Raw genomic sequence first — 15,961 nt, forward strand, 5'->3', positions numbered from 1 at the left:
ATTATGCTCTAATCCTGGATTCGATGGTATCGATATCCATTTCCCATTCGTTTTCTCCACCCCAGTCGCCGATGATGGAATTGATGGTACTTCCATCTTCAGAAGTGATGGTGGTCTCAAGCCTGTAATTCATCTTGATGGTCTTGGTTGACTTACCTGAAGTAATGTAGCTCTTAAGGTAAGTTACGTCGTACTTGGTATGAGGATAAAGCTGTCCGTCTATAGCGCCGGGCTCATAAGAAATCGAATCTCTCTGTACACCGTCATCCTCAAAGAAATTGGCCCAAAGTGTTATAACACCTGTTGTCTCAGGATTCTCTTCAAAATCCAGGAACCTGTAGGACCATTTTCCGTCATTGCGGTTAAGAATCATTGCCTCACGGCTTATTGGCACGTAGGTTGTATTCTCCTGAGGTGTATACTCATCATTTAAAAAGATATCTCTAAGAGCCAGATACTCATCTGATACAACAAAACTTCTAAGCTCATCTACATTTCCAACATCAAGCTGTGTGAAGATGTCGGCAAAAACAGCCTGAACCTCCTGAGCATTTGAAAGACATGCCTTAAATGAATCCAGGTTCTCATCTGTACCTGCTACAGCCTCAACCTGAGATAAAAGCTCCTGATAAGCCTCCACATCTGAGTAGTTCATGGTAAAAGAGCTAACTCCGGGTGTAGCGTACTCGAGAATAACTTTCTTTAGCTCGTCTGTTGGATTGGCCTCATATATAGCCAAAAGTTCTTTTTCAAAGTTCAGATACTCTTCGAATGAGAAGGTATCACTTCCACCCTCGCTTGAATATGTTGAAGCATCCGATCTAAAGAGTGCATCTGCATTGTAGCTGTATGCATCATCAAAAACTCTTGAATATGCTGCATCTAAAAGCTCAACTGCATCCTTGTTGGTGTTGTCATCCTTAAGTACTGATTCTATGGAAAGAACTGTCTCCATGTCAGCACTCTTGGTGTTCATGGAATCTACCGCTTCGTTTAGGATAACTGTGTGGTAGTTGTCCAAAAGACCTGTGTTCTCAGTGTTCTGCCATCCATCATAGAGGATCTTCTTGGCAGATTCGGAATCGTCTATGCTAAGGAATGCTCCTGCCATATTGCTGTAGGCTGTGACTGAGTGCTTGTCGATCTTGATTGCCTCTGAATAGGAATCGATTGCTGCCTCGTAATCAGCATCCTCAGTATATCTGTTTCCTGCTGCTATCGCTTTATTTACTTTTACAAAAGGAAGGTGATTGTAAACTGTGTATCCGCCAACCACTGCCAAAACTGATGCTGCAGCTATTACTGCGATCTTTCTCATATCGTAGTGGCGCTTCTTCCTTCTTTTCGTTTTTCTGACAGTTACGTTTCTGCTGTAACTCTTGTCCGAATTTCTGTAACTATGTACTCTTGCCGTGCTCAAAACTAAATCCCTTACTTCCCCTCATATTTAAAAATTAATGCAACAAAAGAAGCCATATGCTTCCCCACATACAGTTTCTCTCCTCAAAAATCATACACACTTTTGATAGTATAGCACAAACCTTCCCGGGCGAAAAGACAAATATTAATTTTTTCTTAACAAATATCTTTTGACTAAAATCTTGAAAATATGACACATTGACCTAAAAGGCGTAGACACGGAACTCCTCGAAAAATAAAATATACTTATCATATATACATATTTAAACTATTGTTGTTTTGGAGGGTTTTAAAATGAAAATTGCTCTTATCAATGAAAATTCTCAGGCAGCCAAAAACGCAATGATCTACGGCGCACTGAAGAAGGTCGCTGACAAGCACGGCTTTGAAGTATTCAACTACGGAATGTATTCAGCTGAGGACGAGGCACAGCTTACTTATGTACAGAATGGTATCCTTGCCTGCGTACTCCTTAATTCCGGTGCTGCCGATTATGTTGTTACAGGTTGCGGAACAGGTGAAGGTGCTATGCTGGCATGCAACAGCTTCCCCGGAGTTATCTGCGGACATGTAACAGATCCTCTTGATGCCTATACTTTTGCACAGGTTAATGACGGAAATGCAATCGCTATGAACTTCGCACTTAAGTCAGGCTGGGGTGCCGAGCTTAACCTTGAGTACAGCTTCGAGAAGCTCTTTTCTGAGCCAAGCGGACAGGGATATCCCAGAGAAAGAGCTGTTCCTGAGCAGCGCAACAAGAAGATCCTCGATGAGGTAAGAAAGGTTACCGTAGTTCAGGATGTTCCTGCTATCTTAAAGAGCCTTGATCAGGATCTTGTTAAGGGTGCATTCTCAGGCGAGCACTTCCTTGAGTACTTCGATGCCAATGCTAAGGATGAGAGCATCAAAGCTGCTGTTCATGAAATTCTTGGCAAATAATGATTTAAAGAAAACCGTCCCTGGGTCACCGGGGACGGTTCTTTTTATTTAAGTATTGTTATCACATCATCAAGGATATAATGGAACGTCGGATACGACGTAGTCTGATTCTCAATATATCCATTCTTTAAGTTGATCTTATCTGACGGGTTCTTTGGATCAGTTCCTATATAATCTCCCCAGAAAACAAAGTCATTGTGTCCTCTTTTGAATTTATCTATTGCGACATTCATGGCTTTTTGTGTTCCGGGAGCACAGACCTGAAGATTTAAGTCCACAATCTCAACCCATCCGAACTCATAACCTGCAGCAATATCCGTCCCGTGAACACTTCCCTGAACAACACTTTCTATCTCACTGCTATTCATCACAGCGTCAACTGCTCCAAGCACGTAAGGTTCCCAGCAAATCCTGGATGTTACCAGTGATGAACCGGGCGCAACCTCTGACATACTCTGGTTGTAACCCACAAAGTATACTTCCTTTTTCTGTGACGACTCCTCACAGGCGATGGCAGGTCCAATGGTGTCGGTGTGCTGCGACAGAACAACGCATCCGTCTTGGATAAGTTGCATCGCTGCACTCTTTTCATGAGCATAGCTGCTCCAGGTATTGGTGTAGCAGACCTTCATCTTAGCTTCGGGAACAATACTTCTTACTCCCAGCAAAAATGCCGTGTAGCCCGAGATTACTTCAGAAGTCGGAAAAGCTGCAACAAAGCCGACCAAAGCCTCATCAGAACTTATTATTCCTTCGCTTATCATCTGCTTTATCTTCATGCCGGCAGCAATTCCGCTTACATATCTTCCCTGATAAGCTTCCCCTTTAAATGTGTGGTAATTCTCCGGAACGGGAACTCCGTTCATATCCATATACGAAGTCTGGCAGAACTGCGTATTCGGATATTCAGGAGCAAGGTCTTTTACCATCTCACTATAACCGTTGAAAAAGATGATATCGCACCCCTTGTCTGCAAGCTCTCTTAGAGGCTCTTCCATCTCATCGTCAAGGACGTTACTGCAGGTAAATATCTCTACATGATCACCGTATTTCTTCTCCAGTGCATCCTTAGCCAGTGAAAAGTTGTAGGTGTACGGGGTACTCTCGTCATTGTCATAAATAAAACCAACTTTAAGTGTATCTCTGCCCACCGAAGGATTGAGGATTTTGAACACAATACAGAATGCAGCGAGCGTCACAAGGCATGTTATAAAAGTTATAATATGAGTTTTCTTCATACCTTATCCTTTCTCCGCTTTATCCTGAGCCGGTTCGTTTTTCTTCATTTCAGCTTCCTGGATCTGTTTATCTTCCTTCTGCCTTCTCTCAAGTTCTTCCTGTGACTTTTCATCAACCTTCTGAACCTCTGACTGTTTCTGGCTATAAATAGCTTCCAAGTCGATAACTCCTTTGTCCACTAGACGAAGGAACGCATCAAGGGCATCGGGATCAAACTGTGTTCCTCTTCCCCTCTTCATCTCATTCATAACATAATCGTTATCCATGTGATTACGGTATACACGGTTTGAAGTCATGGCATCGAAAGCATCCGCCACACCGATTATTCTTGCAAAAAGAGGTATCTCCTCTCCTTTTAGTCCATCCGGATATCCACGGCCGTCGTATCTCTCGTGATGATATCTTGTTCCGTCCAGAACATGGTCAACCAGCGTAAAGTCTTTAAGGATCTCGGCTCCGCTTACTACGTGGGATTTCATCTTTGCATACTCTTCATCCGTAAGACGACCTACTTTATTAAGTACACTGTCAGGAATTCCGATCTTACCGATATCATGCATCTGCGCAGCCTTACGAAGGTTTGAAAGAGCCTTTTCCCTCTGCAACCATGGGAAGCAGTTCATCTCTTCCGCTATAAGCACTGCATAGTCCGCTACACGTGATGAGTGCTGGCTCGTACGCACATCCTTGGCATCGACGGAATTAGCTATTGCCATGACCGTCTCATTTGCCATATTGATCTTAACCTGCTGCTGACGGAGCTGTCTTTGAACCACAAGCCAGGTAGTCCAAACGATCAGTGCTATCAGTACCAGAAGCATGTACAGAAGGAACCCTGACTGTTCGTAGAACTCACCTTCCTTTATAACCGTGAACTTGCGCTCCTCAAGCACACGCTCTCCTGCACTGTCAAGAATTGCCAGGTGGAAAGTGAATTTACCCGAAGGCAGGTTTACGTAGATAATATTGCTTAAATTATTCTGCGCAACTTTGGTCCACTGATTATCATAGCCCTCGAGATAATAACCCACATTGGGGTCCTGAATAGTGTAGTTTAATATCTCGGGATCAAGCTCAACTCTGCTGACGCCCTGACCAATATTAATTGCTCCGTAACGATCTATCGGAACCGAGGTTCCGTCAAGCTTTACAGCAGCCAGCTGCATCCTGTAGGATCTGACGTCACTGTTGTATTTTTCAACGTCAATAACATAAACGCCTGTATCGCAAGGAAGGAACAGCTCTCCGTTTCCGTTGTAATAATTCCAGGAATTAGCTGTGAGCGAAGTACCAAGTCCTCTTCTGGCATCCAGAAGTTCCCATGCGATCTCACCGCCTTCAACAAGCTCGTCACGCTCAACAACATAGATTCCCGCACTGGACATTACAAAGAGAGTATCCTCATCCTTTACCCAGATATCATAGTTGTTGAAGTATGGGAATTTGTCCAAAACTCTGATATTTTGATTCTCATCAAGATAGCACAGGCTATTGCTGGTAACGAGAAATACGCCTTCAGATTTCGGATCCTTTATTGTCCTCAAAATTACACCGCTGCTAAGTCCGTCTTCCCTGGTAAGCATCTTTTCAACTTTGCCGTCTTTTATGACTGCAATGCCGTCTCCGTCTGTGCCTGCGAGGATCGTTCCGTCGCTCATCTCGGTAATTGTTAGGATCATGGAATTAATCAGACCATCTTCGTTCTTTATGGTTTTTGTTACCTTATGGTCTTCTATGTAACTGATTCCTGTATCTCCTGCTGCAATGATCGTGCCATCGGAAAGCCCGGTCACGATACGTGCTCTGCTTCCAAAACTTCCGTTATCGGCATTGTATTCCCAGCTCTCACCTGTGGGTGAATACTCTACAAGACCGTTTCCGTAGGTGCAAACCCACAAATGATTTTTCTCATCAACGTAGAGGCATCGTATTCTCTTACCCTCAAGTTCAGCAGTAAGCTCATTTTCTATCTCGTTGTGACATCCCTTATCTACTACATCAAGGCCTTTGTCGGTTCCGATATAGTAGTTGCGCTGCCAGGAGACAATGGAATTTACCACGTTTCTCTCCATTCCGATAGCGCCATAAACATCCCTGAAGGGAGATTTTGCAAGACGAAGAAGACCAAGCCTTGATGATGTAAACCAAAGATTGCCCTGATAGTCACATAGCATATTGTCTATTGAATTGTTAAAGTCATTGGTATTAAGGTGATGGAATCCATGGATATCAGAATATGAAACACCGCTGTCAGATGATACAAACATGGTGCCATCATTCAAAAAACTGATGTCATTAATATTGATAGCACCCTCGCAGGTAGTTACCCTGACCTTTTTAAAGCTTCCGGCGGAGATGTCGTAGTCGTAAATATTGTGTGTAGAAGTACCGGCCATCAGCGTTCCGTTAGGTGCAAACGTACAGCAGTTAAACTCCTCATCACCCTGAGAAAGCTTAATGGAGTTTAGAATATTACCGCTCTTAAGCAGGTAAAGTGTTCCGTCTGACGAAACAGCAGCAACATGTCCTTCATCATCAGCGGATATACTCTCAACATAGTAAACTTCAGGCAGTGTGTTTGCAGTCTTAAGTCCGTTGTTCATCACAAGGATCTGCATACTTCCGCTGGTGCCAATATAATAATATCCGTCAGTAGCACGGACTATACTTTTGACAGAGTTTGAAGGAAGCCCGGTGGACTGATCAAGAACGTTTACAACCTTCTCACGGATCACTATGGAAAGGCCATTATCGTTGGTACCTATCCAGAGACGTCCCTCTTCATCCACATAGAGACAGTTTACGTTCTTTACTGATTCATAGTTGTCTATCCAGCGAAACTCCCTGCCATTATACCTATAGAGTCCTGCATAAGTGCCGATCCAAAGCACACCGTCATTGGTCTGTGCAATATCGTTGGCCTCGCCACAGGGAAGGCCGTTATTTGAACTGTAAACACTTTGAACATAGTCGTTGTAGTCTTCAGTGGTGTCCGCAGCAATGTCCTCTGCTCTTGAAGGGAATGAAAAGCACATAGACAGACACAGGATAAGAGCAGCTCCTGTTGTAGTGCCCTTCCTTACTGCATCAATTTCATCCTGATTATCCTTGATGTGCTTTATGAAAACTGTTATGAAAACCGCACCTATGGTAAGAACCTTGTCTACAAACTCAAGCGCCAGCTGTCCGAAGACAAAACACAAAAACGGAGGCCAATTCCTATCAAAAAGATAGTAAATCACTCCGTCTCCCCACTTATTTCCGGTAAAACCTTCTGTAAATATCATATTGACGGGAACTGAAACGATGAGTGCTGTCAGAACAACTAAAGAAGCGGCCTTCATATAACCGTAGAGATAGTCGAACCAGTTTTTCTTAGCAGCCAGTCCAACTATAATACCCAAAGCAACACTGGTAATCGAATACATGACTGAGATTGGATTTACCAATGAATATGCCAGATTTCCCGTAACTCCGACCATGGCGCCACATACAGGTCCTAAGACATAAGCACAAAGTGCCGTGCCAAAAGAGTCAGCCCAAAGCGGAAGCTCAAGCCATACAGCCAAAAACTTGCCACCTATATTGAGACCTACGCACATAACAACAAAAAGAACAATCTGCAGACTCTTCCACTTTTTCATTGGCAATTTCTCCTAAACTCCCAACATTATTGATTTCTTGTACATTCATCCTTTATTTACAATTATATTCTATAAAACGTACATAATCAAAAGAAAATCAGCTAAGTCCCAATACTTCTCCGTAGATCATGACAGCATTTCGAACGCACTCCTCGCAAGGACAAAGAGGCTTACCGTCTGTAACGGTCTTTAAGTCCTTACACTTTATTGCTCCGCATCTGTTATTGAACTCTTCCTGGATCTGCCTTGTAATTCCAAGAGTTCCTCTTCCTTCGGTCTTAAGCCCTGCTATCATTCCTGCACCTATAAGCGCTCCACAGGTTGCTTCAAGATTTCCCATACCTGCGCAGAACCCTGCTGATATCTGTCTGAGCTGTTCCTCAGAAAGCCCCGTCTCATCAGCCAGTGCCACAGTTACAGACTGAGCACAGTTATACATTCCGGAGTTTTTCATTTCTACTGCTTTTGCAGCTCTTTCTTCTAAAGTCATATTTCATTCTCCTTTTTTTGCCTTGATCTTACAGATTCCCTGAGTCATGGTCCCCATAGGACAGAACGAGCACCAGGTTCTCTCTTTATACAGCAGCATTACGATAAGTCCGATAAGGGTGGATGTCAGCATCAGGCTATAGAATCCAAAGCCAAACTGCGCAACCCAGTCGGGGAATATACTACCATTATACGCCCATTTCCACGGAACCCTAAAGGTCCAGAAAAGTTTAATTGCTTTTCTTAGAGTCTGTGCTCCTGAGAACACCAGATATGTCTGGAATACCATTGTTCCAAACATAGTCAGGAAAAAGGCAAGAAATCCGTATCTGAACCATTTTGATGATATCCACTTTGGTGCCTGCTTTTTTCTTGAGCATTTAAGATTTCTTCCAAGCACCCAAAAGAGCTGTCCTCTACCGCACATGTGATTACAGAACCACTTGTTTCCTCCTGCAATCGCAAATATCAGCGGCAGAATAAAATCTATCATTCCAAGCCATGCAAAAAGGATGTTAAAAAATCCGAGAGCGAAATAAATAATTGACCAGATCCAGAGATAGTCATACCAGTGACTCTTTTTATTAACTGCTTTCTTCATCTGCCGGTGTCCTCCATTTCCTGTACTTTTATTGATCCGGCAGGACATGCCTTCTCACAGATTCCGCATCCTACACACATAGATAAATCCACATCCGCATAGCACCCTTTGTAAATACTTATGGCACCTCTCGGACACTGCCCGGCACATTCTCCGCAAGCAACACATCTGTCTGTATCGTTTACTGCCCGTTTCATTCTAATAATCTCCTACATCTACTTGATTTATTTAAGCAACAAGGATATTATATCTGGTATAAAAAGTATATCAAGTACGCAGTTAATATTGACCTGGTAAGGAAAATGATACTATGAGTAAAATAGCGAAAAAAGAACCATTATGTGAAGATATTGCCGGAAAAGGGTGCGGTCTGAAGAAGGTCCTTGACATTGTCGGAGGTAAATGGAAGATCATGATCCTCTGCGTTATCGACAACAGGGAAGTCGTGCGCTACGGAGAGCTGACAAGAGCCATAGCCGGCATCACCAATACCATGCTCGCCAATTCGTTAAAAGAACTTGAAGCTGACGGCCTCGTCCTTAGAAAGCTTTATGATGAGATGCCTGTAAGAGTTGAGTACAGTCTCACCGAAAAAGCAAAAAGCCTCATCCCCATTCTTCTTGAGATGAAAAAATGGGGTGAGGACAATCTTTGATCCGTTATTCTAATACTGCTTACATCCTTATATCATATAATTCAATATAATTCCATATAATATACTATAATTCACTATAATTGTCCCATTTAAGCTATAAAGCAATATAAAACAGCGATGGATCATATAAAAATCCATCGCTGCTGATCATTAAGATTCCGGGCATCATATCAGGCAATTGTGTAAGATACCTTAAACTTCTCTCCGGCTCCCAGCTTATTGCCATACTCTCTTTCACTGAGATCTCCTGCAAAGCCTGCTCTGTCGCATCTTCCGTACCAGGGCTCTATACACACAAACGGAGCATTCTTATGATCAGGTGACCATACGCCAAACAAAGGAGCATCAAAGCTTACAGTAACTATAGTCTCTCCGTCTGCATCAATAATAGCAACTGCATCAGCCTGTCTGTCCTCGATCACAAGAGCATCCTCATCAAAGAGTTCAGGCTTAAGGGCAAGCACTCCGTCTTCAAGTACAACCTCTGTAGTTTTGTCAGAAAGACATCCGCTTCCATCAAGCATTACCACATTAGAAGTAAGATTACCTGATACCTTTTCTCCCTTGTTCATAAATAGCAATTTATCCTTGGTAAGATCGCAGTTAAACGCCGGATGACCTCCGATTGAGAAGAACATATCTCCATCAGATGGGTTCTCGACCTCCCAGATAACCTCCACATTATCATCAGTCAGTTTATATCCCAGTCTTAACACAAAATCAAAAGGATATTTCGCTTTTGTTTCTTCATTGTCTTTAAGCTCAAACACAAGCTCATCACTTGTCTGCAAGATCATCTTAAAATCCATGTCTCTGGCAAAACCGTGCTGTCCCATTTCATAGGTCTTGCCCTCGAAGCGATATTTCTTTTCCCAAACAGCACCTACCTGAGGGAACAAGACAGGAGATGTTCTTCCCCAAAATGCCGGATCTGCGTTCCACATAAGCTCCTTACCATTCTTTAACAGAGAGGTAATCTCAGCGCCGTGGTCTGAAACAGTCAGGTTGTAAATGTCATTTTTGATGTTGTACTTTTTCATAGTCTTCTACCTCTTATCCAAGTCGATCATTTCCAGTAAGAGCACTGTGATCATCACGTAAACGAAGGTCCACATGAGTAGCCAGCCCCAACATTTAACAACAATCTTCGGATCAAAGTCATAGTCGTGATTCTGGTTGAGCTCTCCTGTCTTCATAAGTATGTCATCTCTCATATTATTCTCTTCTATCTCTCTAAACAAGGTCAAAAGAGGTTTTTCTCCCTCAACTTCAACATCTTTCATCTTGAGAGCATTGTTCCACACACTTACCATAGGCTTTGAGTTGTAATCGCCCTGGGCACAAAGTGCCGTAAGTCCCCACTTTGTGGCAGTAAGGTTGGTAAGTGGCATTGCCTCCTCAGGAAGAGAAAAGAATGCACCTGAAAACAGGAGCTGTACGATGAGGAGAAATGGCATTATAGTCATGGCTGTTGTCGTAGTCTTTGAAAATGCAGAGATAAGGAGCGCCAGCATATCCGCACAATATGTTATGAGAAAAAGAGATAATCCAAAATCCACTAAAGGCCACGGAGTAATAAGGCTGCCCTCAGGGAATTGAACCTTCATAAGAAGGCATACGCCGATTGTTATTACCACCTGCAGGATACACAAAAAAGCCTGGTAGATCATATGAGCAGCCACATAGGACGTCATGTGAAGTCCTGATCTGTGCTCTCTTTTTACTATTGCTCTCTCCCTACAGATAACCTGTATAGAGTTAAAAAAGCCGTTCCAGATACAGATACACGACAGTGCAAAAGTGCCCATCAGTGTTCCTTCCATGGTCTTAAACAGGTTTTTCCCCACAGTAAATGAAACCAGGCCTGCAATGACCGCTGCCATCGGAAGGACCTTCCAGTCATTCTGGAAAAGGAACATTCTAAAGAGCTTGCCCAGATATATAAAGGTCTGAAAAACTCTGCCTCTGTGCTTTGTCTTATATTCAGTCATGTTGCATCACCCCACTTTTTCCTTAATGCGATCAGCATACTTTTCTACGAACTCGTCCGCTCTTCCTTCTCCGCCTTCGTCCTTCTGATTGATTGAAAGAAGGATCTCTTCCATTGAGGACTTTCCGAAGAATTCATAGGCCTCATCAACCGGGCCGTACCACGCAAGACGTCCTGTCCTTGTAGCATCCTTGGCAAGTACGATCACATCATCAAAAAGATCTATTACTCTGTCAGGGGTGTGGGTAATAACTACAACAATCTTTCCTTCATCTGCTATTTCCCTGAGTTTTTCAAAAAGACTCCTTGCAACAACGCCGTCAAGTCCTGAATCCGGCTCATCAAGAATAAACAGTGACGGGTCGGAAATGAACTCCATGGCAATTGAGAGCCTCTTTCTCTGACCTCCCGATAGCTTCTCAACCAGATTGTTTCTTACTGCAGTAAGACCGAACTGATCGAGCATATAGGCTATGCGATTTTCTCTCTCCATAACAGATGTGTCTTTTGAGAGCCTCATCAGTGCTGCATCTGTGAGAGTCATTTCCACGGTATCATTGCCTCTCATCAGATCCTGCTGAGGAACAAAGCCGATGTCGTATTTCATCTTACCGTAATCCGTGTAAACGTCATTGTTATCAAGCTTAATGCTGGCCTTTGCCTTCTCATAGCCCGTTACAGCATTCAAGAATGTGGTCTTACCGGCTCCGGAACCGCCAAGAAGGAGCACCATGTGGCCCCTTGGAATGATCATATGTATATCCTTCAAAAGAGTCTTTTTCTTAAAGAAATCAACTACAGTCCTGTCGGTAATGTTTACCGTAAGGCCTTCCGATGCAGCGCTTAAATTCTCGCCAAGTTCTTTTGCACCTGTCTTTTCAACATGTTCAACCTTTTTGCCCGGAATAAAGCGCTTTGAAACTCCCCAGATAATAAGGGTTATTCCCTCAAAGAAGAAAAATGCAATGATCCATTTTTTCTTTCTGTCAAATATCTTTATCAGCCCTAAATAAATCTTGATTATATAGATTTCCATGGCGATGCCGATTCCGACTATCGGTATCAGCAGAAACAGTACAAAAAGGTTATCGGATGGAAGGAAAGGTAACAGAATCGTAAGGACATCGTAGAAGAATACAAGTATGGTATAAACCCTGCCGTCCTTCTCTCTGTCTGCACAAAGGCTTATATGATACTCTCTTGCAACCGGAATAAAAGCCCATACCTTTTTTACGTCGCATTTCTTAAAGAGAAACCAGCATCCAATGGTCATCAGAATCTGGTGCCTTAGGGAAACAATCAGATTTGTATAATCCAATTGAGATGAAAGTATTTCAATCATCAGCGTTCTCCTTTTTCATGATCATATTTACATAGTTGTATGGAATCTCAATTCCATTATCACAAAGAGCCTTGAAAATTCGGGTGTTTACCTCATCCTTAACAACTTCTGTCCTAAGCTCATGGGGATAATAGATCGTTGCCCCAAGTATGATCGCGCTGTCCGTGATCTCAAGAAAATATACGGACTTTGAATTCGGGTCATCCTCTTTGTATCTGTCTTTGTTGAGCGTAAGTGGGCATTCAGAGATTGTCTGCCTTATTATCTCTTTGGCCTTATCAATGTCCGAGTTATATCCGATTCCGAATCTTACGTCAAAAGACCTTGGAACATGCTCTGCGTAACTGTAATTAACTATTATGCTCTGGTTAGCCTTACTGTTTGGGATAATGACGCGTGTTGTGTCAATGAGTCTGAGTACAACATGACGGAGAGTGAGCTTTTCGACAATTCCCGCTCTTCCATCTTCGAGCATGATCCTGGATCCGATATCGAAGGGCTTATAAATACTTATCTCAAGTCCTGCGAACATATCCTTTAAAACCTCATTGGCAGCAAGGCCGACTATAACAGCAAGAACTGCCGTTGATCCAAGAAGGGACCTGGCCAGTTGTTTTCCGCCCAAAGGAAGAACTACTAAAACAGCTATAAGTAAAAGAGCTATAGCCTTCTGTAAAAACTGTAGTGTTATGCTGTTTCCTCTCTTCTTTTCAATCCTCTTGAAGATGGCCTTGTTGAGTTTCAGGATAAAGTAGGTCAGAAGAATATACACCGCAGCCGTTAAAAGAAACGTTATTATAGCTATGATCACAATCGGTACGATCTCTTTAAAAGTAAGATTATTAAGAATTTCTGTAAGTTCTGATCCATTTGGAGCAATGCTGATATCCTGCATAATTTCACCTCACTATTTTACGTTCTATAATTATTTTATCATTGATAATGCTCATCACAAAGAATTGCAACAAAAAAACCGGGAACTAATGTCCCGGTTTTAAAGTGATCGTGATTTAATTATTTGCAAAGCTCGTATGTATCTCTTGCAATTGCAAGCTCTTCATTGGTAGGAACTACCATAAGAAGAACCTTGGAATCAGCAGCTGAGATTGTCTTCTCTTCGCCGCGAACCTTGTTAGCCTCTGCATCAACGGCTGCGCCGAGGAATGAGAGTCTCTGACAGATAAGTCCTCTTGTGAATCCGCTGTTCTCACCAACGCCTGCTGTGAAGCAGATCACATCAACGCCGCCCATAGCTGCTGTGTAGGAGCCGATGTACTTGGCAACTCTGTAAGTAAATGCATCTACTGCTCTCTTAGCGCCTTCATCCCCCTTAAGGTATGCATCCTCAAGATCTCTAAAGTCTGATGAAAGGTTGTTTGAAAGTCCGTAAACACCTGACTTCTTATTGAGAAGGTTTGTTACGTCTGCAACTGTAGAGTTCTCTTTCTTCATGATAAACTCAACAACTGAAGGATCGATGTCACCTGTTCTTGTTCCCATGATAAGACCCTCAAGAGGTGTAAGACCCATTGAAGTGTCGATGCACTTGCCGTCCTTAACAGCTGAAATTGATGCGCCGTTTCCAAGGTGGCAAACGATGATTTTAAGGTCCTTAATGTCTTTTCCAAGGATCTCTGCAGCACGCTTACTTACATAAGAATGGCTTGTTCCGTGGAAGCCGTATCTTCTGATACCGTACTTCTCGTAGTATGAATATGGAAGGCCGTAAAGGTAAGCTTCCTGTGGCATTGTCTGATGGAATGCTGTGTCGAAAACAGCTACCATAGGAACTCCGGGCATAACCTTCTGGCATGCTCTGATTCCGATAAGGTTTGCAGGGTTGTGAAGAGGTGCAAGATCTGAAACCTCCTCAATTGCCTTAATAACTTCATCATCGATAACAACTGACTTGGTAAACTTCTCACCGCCGTGTACGATACGGTGTCCAACTGCTCCGATCTCCTCGAGCTTAACTACGCCGTCGTTTTCATTTGTAAGGGCCTCGATGACCATCTCGATTGCCTTGTTGTGATCAGGCATGGGTTCTTCCTTTGTAATCTTATCCTTGCCTGCAGGTGTATAAACGATACGGCTTCCGTCGATTCCGATTCTCTCGCAGAGTCCCTTGCAGATAACTGCCTCTGACTCTGAGTCGATAAGCTGGAACTTCAGTGATGAACTTCCACAGTTGATAACCAGTATTTTCATAAAGTAACCTCTTTTCCCATTAATATGTAAAGTCAAAAAACTTCCAAATAATAATATAATTATATTATAATTTAAGGACAAGGTAAAACTTGTACAAAAATTGGAAAAACAGGTAAATTCACTATGAAAACTATCGGGATAATAGCAGAATTTAATCCATTTCACGAAGGTCATAAACACCTTATCGAAAAGTGCAAGGAAAATCTTGGTGCTGACAGAGTCGTTATCGTCATGAGCGGAGACTTTGTTCAAAGAGGCGCTCCGGCCATCGTGGACAAATATGCAAGGGCCAAAATGGCTCTTAGGAGTGGCGCCGATCTGGTACTTGAACTTCCGGTTTACTACAGCACGGGAAGCGCTGAGTACTTTGCTCAGGGTGCAGTCTCAATCCTTAATAGCCTTGGCTGCATCGACTATCTGTGCTTTGGCAGCGAACATGCTGACCTGAAAAAGCTGGATAACATCGCAAACATTCTGCACTCCGAATCGACTCTTTATAAAGAGATTCTGGAAAAAGAGCTCAAGCAAGGTAAACCCTATCCTGCAGCCAGCGCAAGCGCGCTTATGGCAGCTTTAAAGAATCAGTCCGTTGATAACAATATCGATGTGTACCGTCAGATTTTCGAATCTCCCAACAGTATTCTTGCCATTGAATACTTAAAGGCACTTAAGAAACAAAAGAGCAAAATAAAACCCTACACCATCGAGCGTATAGGACAGCCCTATCACAGCGACGATCTTGGCGGAGTTCCAAGTGCATCCGGTGTAAGAGCCAGAATCTTTACAGCCTCTGAGCGCTACACAAAGGCCAATGCTCATGAAATTTTAAGTGGTTTCATGCCGGAAGGCGCAATCCATGAGATTGCCTCCTACAGCGGTAGCTTCTTATCTTCCAACTCACTCTCAAGGCTTATGCACTATAAGCTCACCCTGGAAAAGGATAAGGGCTATACGGACTACCTTGACGTAAGCGGAGATATTTCAAATCTTATAGTGAAAAATCTTGAGGGATTTGATGATTTCAGTGGCTTTTGTTCCAAATTAAAGAATAAAAACCTGGTATATACAAGGATAAGCAGATCTCTTCTTCATATCCTTCTAAACATAACCAAGGAAAACATGAATGAGTACAAGAAAGGCTCTTTTACCTGCTATGCACGGGTACTGGGCCTAAAAACCGACTCCTCGGACGTCCTTGCACTCATTCATGAAAAATCAAGCATTCCTGTCATCGACAGAATAAAATATGCAGATAAACTCCTTGATCCTCTGCAGAAGAGACTCTTTGACGAGACTCTAACTGCCAGCAGCATATACAACTCTATCTCCAAGTCCTATGAGGGCTCAGAATACAGTATAAAACCTGTACTTCTCTGATAATAATCATTTGAAGTAAAGTTTTATACGTGATAACATATATGTGTATGGTCACTTA

14 protein-coding genes are annotated in these 15,961 nt (G+C 42.8%); 3 read left to right on the plus strand and 11 right to left on the minus strand.

Going from position 1 to position 15,961, the window contains the following annotated elements; all coding sequences use genetic code 11:
• Window position 1 precedes the first annotated feature (1 nt).
• Window positions 2-1,420 (minus strand): tetratricopeptide repeat protein, encoded by a 1,419-nt coding sequence (locus G589_RS0101245; RefSeq protein WP_155832480.1) that lies wholly within the window; start codon window positions 1,418-1,420, stop codon window positions 2-4.
• Window positions 1,421-1,713: 293 nt separating this feature from the next.
• Here G589_RS0101245 and G589_RS0101250 point away from each other — a divergent pair, with 293 nt between their 5' ends.
• Window positions 1,714-2,358 carry an RpiB/LacA/LacB family sugar-phosphate isomerase gene (locus G589_RS0101250; protein WP_022763748.1) on the plus strand — a complete coding sequence of 215 codons (645 nt, stop codon included), beginning with the start codon at window positions 1,714-1,716 and terminating at the stop codon, window positions 2,356-2,358.
• A gap of 44 nt (window positions 2,359-2,402) precedes the next feature.
• Here the strand turns inward: G589_RS0101250 and G589_RS18480 are convergent, their stop codons facing one another.
• The 5 genes from G589_RS18480 to G589_RS0101275 all read right to left on the minus strand — a co-directional run bounded on the left by G589_RS18480 (window position 2,403) and on the right by G589_RS0101275 (window position 8,528).
• Entirely contained in the window at window positions 2,403-3,596 is a 1,194-nt protein-coding gene (locus tag G589_RS18480; protein WP_051192106.1) for a BMP family ABC transporter substrate-binding protein, read from the minus strand.
• A gap of 3 nt (window positions 3,597-3,599) precedes the next feature.
• Window positions 3,600-7,241: an HD domain-containing phosphohydrolase gene (locus tag G589_RS18485; RefSeq protein WP_051192107.1), complete on the minus strand. Its 3,642-nt coding sequence runs from the start codon at window positions 7,239-7,241 to the stop codon at window positions 3,600-3,602.
• A 97-nt stretch (window positions 7,242-7,338) separates the two neighbouring features.
• The gene (locus G589_RS0101265) at window positions 7,339-7,731 is read right to left on the minus strand and encodes a C-GCAxxG-C-C family protein (RefSeq protein ID WP_022768731.1); all 393 of its coding nucleotides are present in this window, start codon (window positions 7,729-7,731) and stop codon (window positions 7,339-7,341) included.
• 3 nt (window positions 7,732-7,734) lie between these two features.
• Window positions 7,735-8,331: a 4Fe-4S binding protein gene (locus G589_RS0101270; RefSeq protein ID WP_026520793.1), complete on the minus strand. Its 597-nt coding sequence runs from the start codon at window positions 8,329-8,331 to the stop codon at window positions 7,735-7,737.
• Window positions 8,328-8,528, minus strand: coding sequence for a 4Fe-4S binding protein (locus tag G589_RS0101275; RefSeq protein WP_026520794.1), 201 nt, complete (start codon window positions 8,526-8,528; stop codon window positions 8,328-8,330). The genes G589_RS0101270 and G589_RS0101275 overlap by 4 nt, the downstream gene beginning before the upstream one ends.
• A 113-nt stretch (window positions 8,529-8,641) precedes the next feature.
• Here G589_RS0101275 and G589_RS0101280 point away from each other — a divergent pair, with 113 nt between their 5' ends.
• Entirely contained in the window at window positions 8,642-8,986 is a 345-nt protein-coding gene (locus G589_RS0101280) for a winged helix-turn-helix transcriptional regulator (RefSeq protein ID WP_022768735.1), read from the plus strand.
• A 170-nt stretch (window positions 8,987-9,156) separates the two neighbouring features.
• On the opposite strand, the gene G589_RS0101285 is transcribed toward G589_RS0101280, so the two are convergent.
• The 5 genes from G589_RS0101285 to G589_RS0101305 all read right to left on the minus strand — a co-directional run bounded on the left by G589_RS0101285 (window position 9,157) and on the right by G589_RS0101305 (window position 14,526).
• The gene (locus G589_RS0101285; RefSeq protein ID WP_026520795.1) at window positions 9,157-10,026 is read right to left on the minus strand and encodes an aldose 1-epimerase family protein; all 870 of its coding nucleotides are present in this window, start codon (window positions 10,024-10,026) and stop codon (window positions 9,157-9,159) included.
• Window positions 10,027-10,032: 6 nt separating this feature from the next.
• On the minus strand, window positions 10,033-10,977 hold the full coding sequence (locus tag G589_RS0101290) for an ABC transporter permease (protein WP_026520796.1): 945 nt from the start codon (window positions 10,975-10,977) through the stop codon (window positions 10,033-10,035).
• 6 nt (window positions 10,978-10,983) lie between these two features.
• Entirely contained in the window at window positions 10,984-12,318 is a 1,335-nt protein-coding gene (locus G589_RS0101295; RefSeq protein ID WP_051192108.1) for an ATP-binding cassette domain-containing protein, read from the minus strand.
• The gene (locus G589_RS0101300; protein ID WP_026520798.1) at window positions 12,311-13,213 is read right to left on the minus strand and encodes a mechanosensitive ion channel family protein; all 903 of its coding nucleotides are present in this window, start codon (window positions 13,211-13,213) and stop codon (window positions 12,311-12,313) included. Before G589_RS0101300 ends, G589_RS0101295 begins: the two co-directional genes overlap by 8 nt.
• Window positions 13,214-13,332: 119 nt before the next feature.
• On the minus strand, window positions 13,333-14,526 hold the full coding sequence (locus G589_RS0101305; protein WP_026520799.1) for an acetate/propionate family kinase: 1,194 nt from the start codon (window positions 14,524-14,526) through the stop codon (window positions 13,333-13,335).
• 123 nt (window positions 14,527-14,649) lie between these two features.
• Between G589_RS0101305 and G589_RS0101310 the strand changes: the two genes are divergently transcribed.
• Complete coding sequence (locus G589_RS0101310) at window positions 14,650-15,903, plus strand: tRNA(Met) cytidine acetate ligase (protein ID WP_026520800.1); 1,254 nt, start codon at window positions 14,650-14,652, stop codon at window positions 15,901-15,903.
• Window positions 15,904-15,961: the final 58 nt, after the last annotated feature.

Origin of the sequence: Butyrivibrio sp. VCB2001, from assembly GCF_000423965.1 — a bacterium.
In the GTDB taxonomy this organism is placed as follows: Bacteria; Bacillota; Clostridia; order Lachnospirales; family Lachnospiraceae; genus Butyrivibrio.

Excerpts from the sequence above, each read along its gene's own strand:
- G589_RS18480 (WP_051192106.1), bottom strand. The coding sequence starts at position 3,596 with ATGAAGAAAACTCATATTATAACTTTTATAACATGCCTTGTGACGCTC.
- G589_RS0101310 (WP_026520800.1), top strand. The coding sequence starts at position 14,650 with ATGAAAACTATCGGGATAATAGCAGAATTTAATCCATTTCACGAAGGT.
- G589_RS18485 (WP_051192107.1), bottom strand. The coding sequence starts at position 7,241 with ATGAAAAAGTGGAAGAGTCTGCAGATTGTTCTTTTTGTTGTTATGTGC.
- G589_RS0101250 (WP_022763748.1), top strand. The coding sequence starts at position 1,714 with ATGAAAATTGCTCTTATCAATGAAAATTCTCAGGCAGCCAAAAACGCA.
- G589_RS0101275 (WP_026520794.1), bottom strand. The coding sequence starts at position 8,528 with ATGAAACGGGCAGTAAACGATACAGACAGATGTGTTGCTTGCGGAGAA.
- G589_RS0101285 (WP_026520795.1), bottom strand. The coding sequence starts at position 10,026 with ATGAAAAAGTACAACATCAAAAATGACATTTACAACCTGACTGTTTCA.
- G589_RS0101280 (WP_022768735.1), top strand. The coding sequence starts at position 8,642 with ATGAGTAAAATAGCGAAAAAAGAACCATTATGTGAAGATATTGCCGGA.
- G589_RS0101290 (WP_026520796.1), bottom strand. The coding sequence starts at position 10,977 with ATGACTGAATATAAGACAAAGCACAGAGGCAGAGTTTTTCAGACCTTT.
- G589_RS0101270 (WP_026520793.1), bottom strand. The coding sequence starts at position 8,331 with ATGAAGAAAGCAGTTAATAAAAAGAGTCACTGGTATGACTATCTCTGG.
- G589_RS0101305 (WP_026520799.1), bottom strand. The coding sequence starts at position 14,526 with ATGAAAATACTGGTTATCAACTGTGGAAGTTCATCACTGAAGTTCCAG.
- G589_RS0101295 (WP_051192108.1), bottom strand. The coding sequence starts at position 12,318 with ATGATTGAAATACTTTCATCTCAATTGGATTATACAAATCTGATTGTT.
- G589_RS0101300 (WP_026520798.1), bottom strand. The coding sequence starts at position 13,213 with ATGCAGGATATCAGCATTGCTCCAAATGGATCAGAACTTACAGAAATT.
- G589_RS0101265 (WP_022768731.1), bottom strand. The coding sequence starts at position 7,731 with ATGACTTTAGAAGAAAGAGCTGCAAAAGCAGTAGAAATGAAAAACTCC.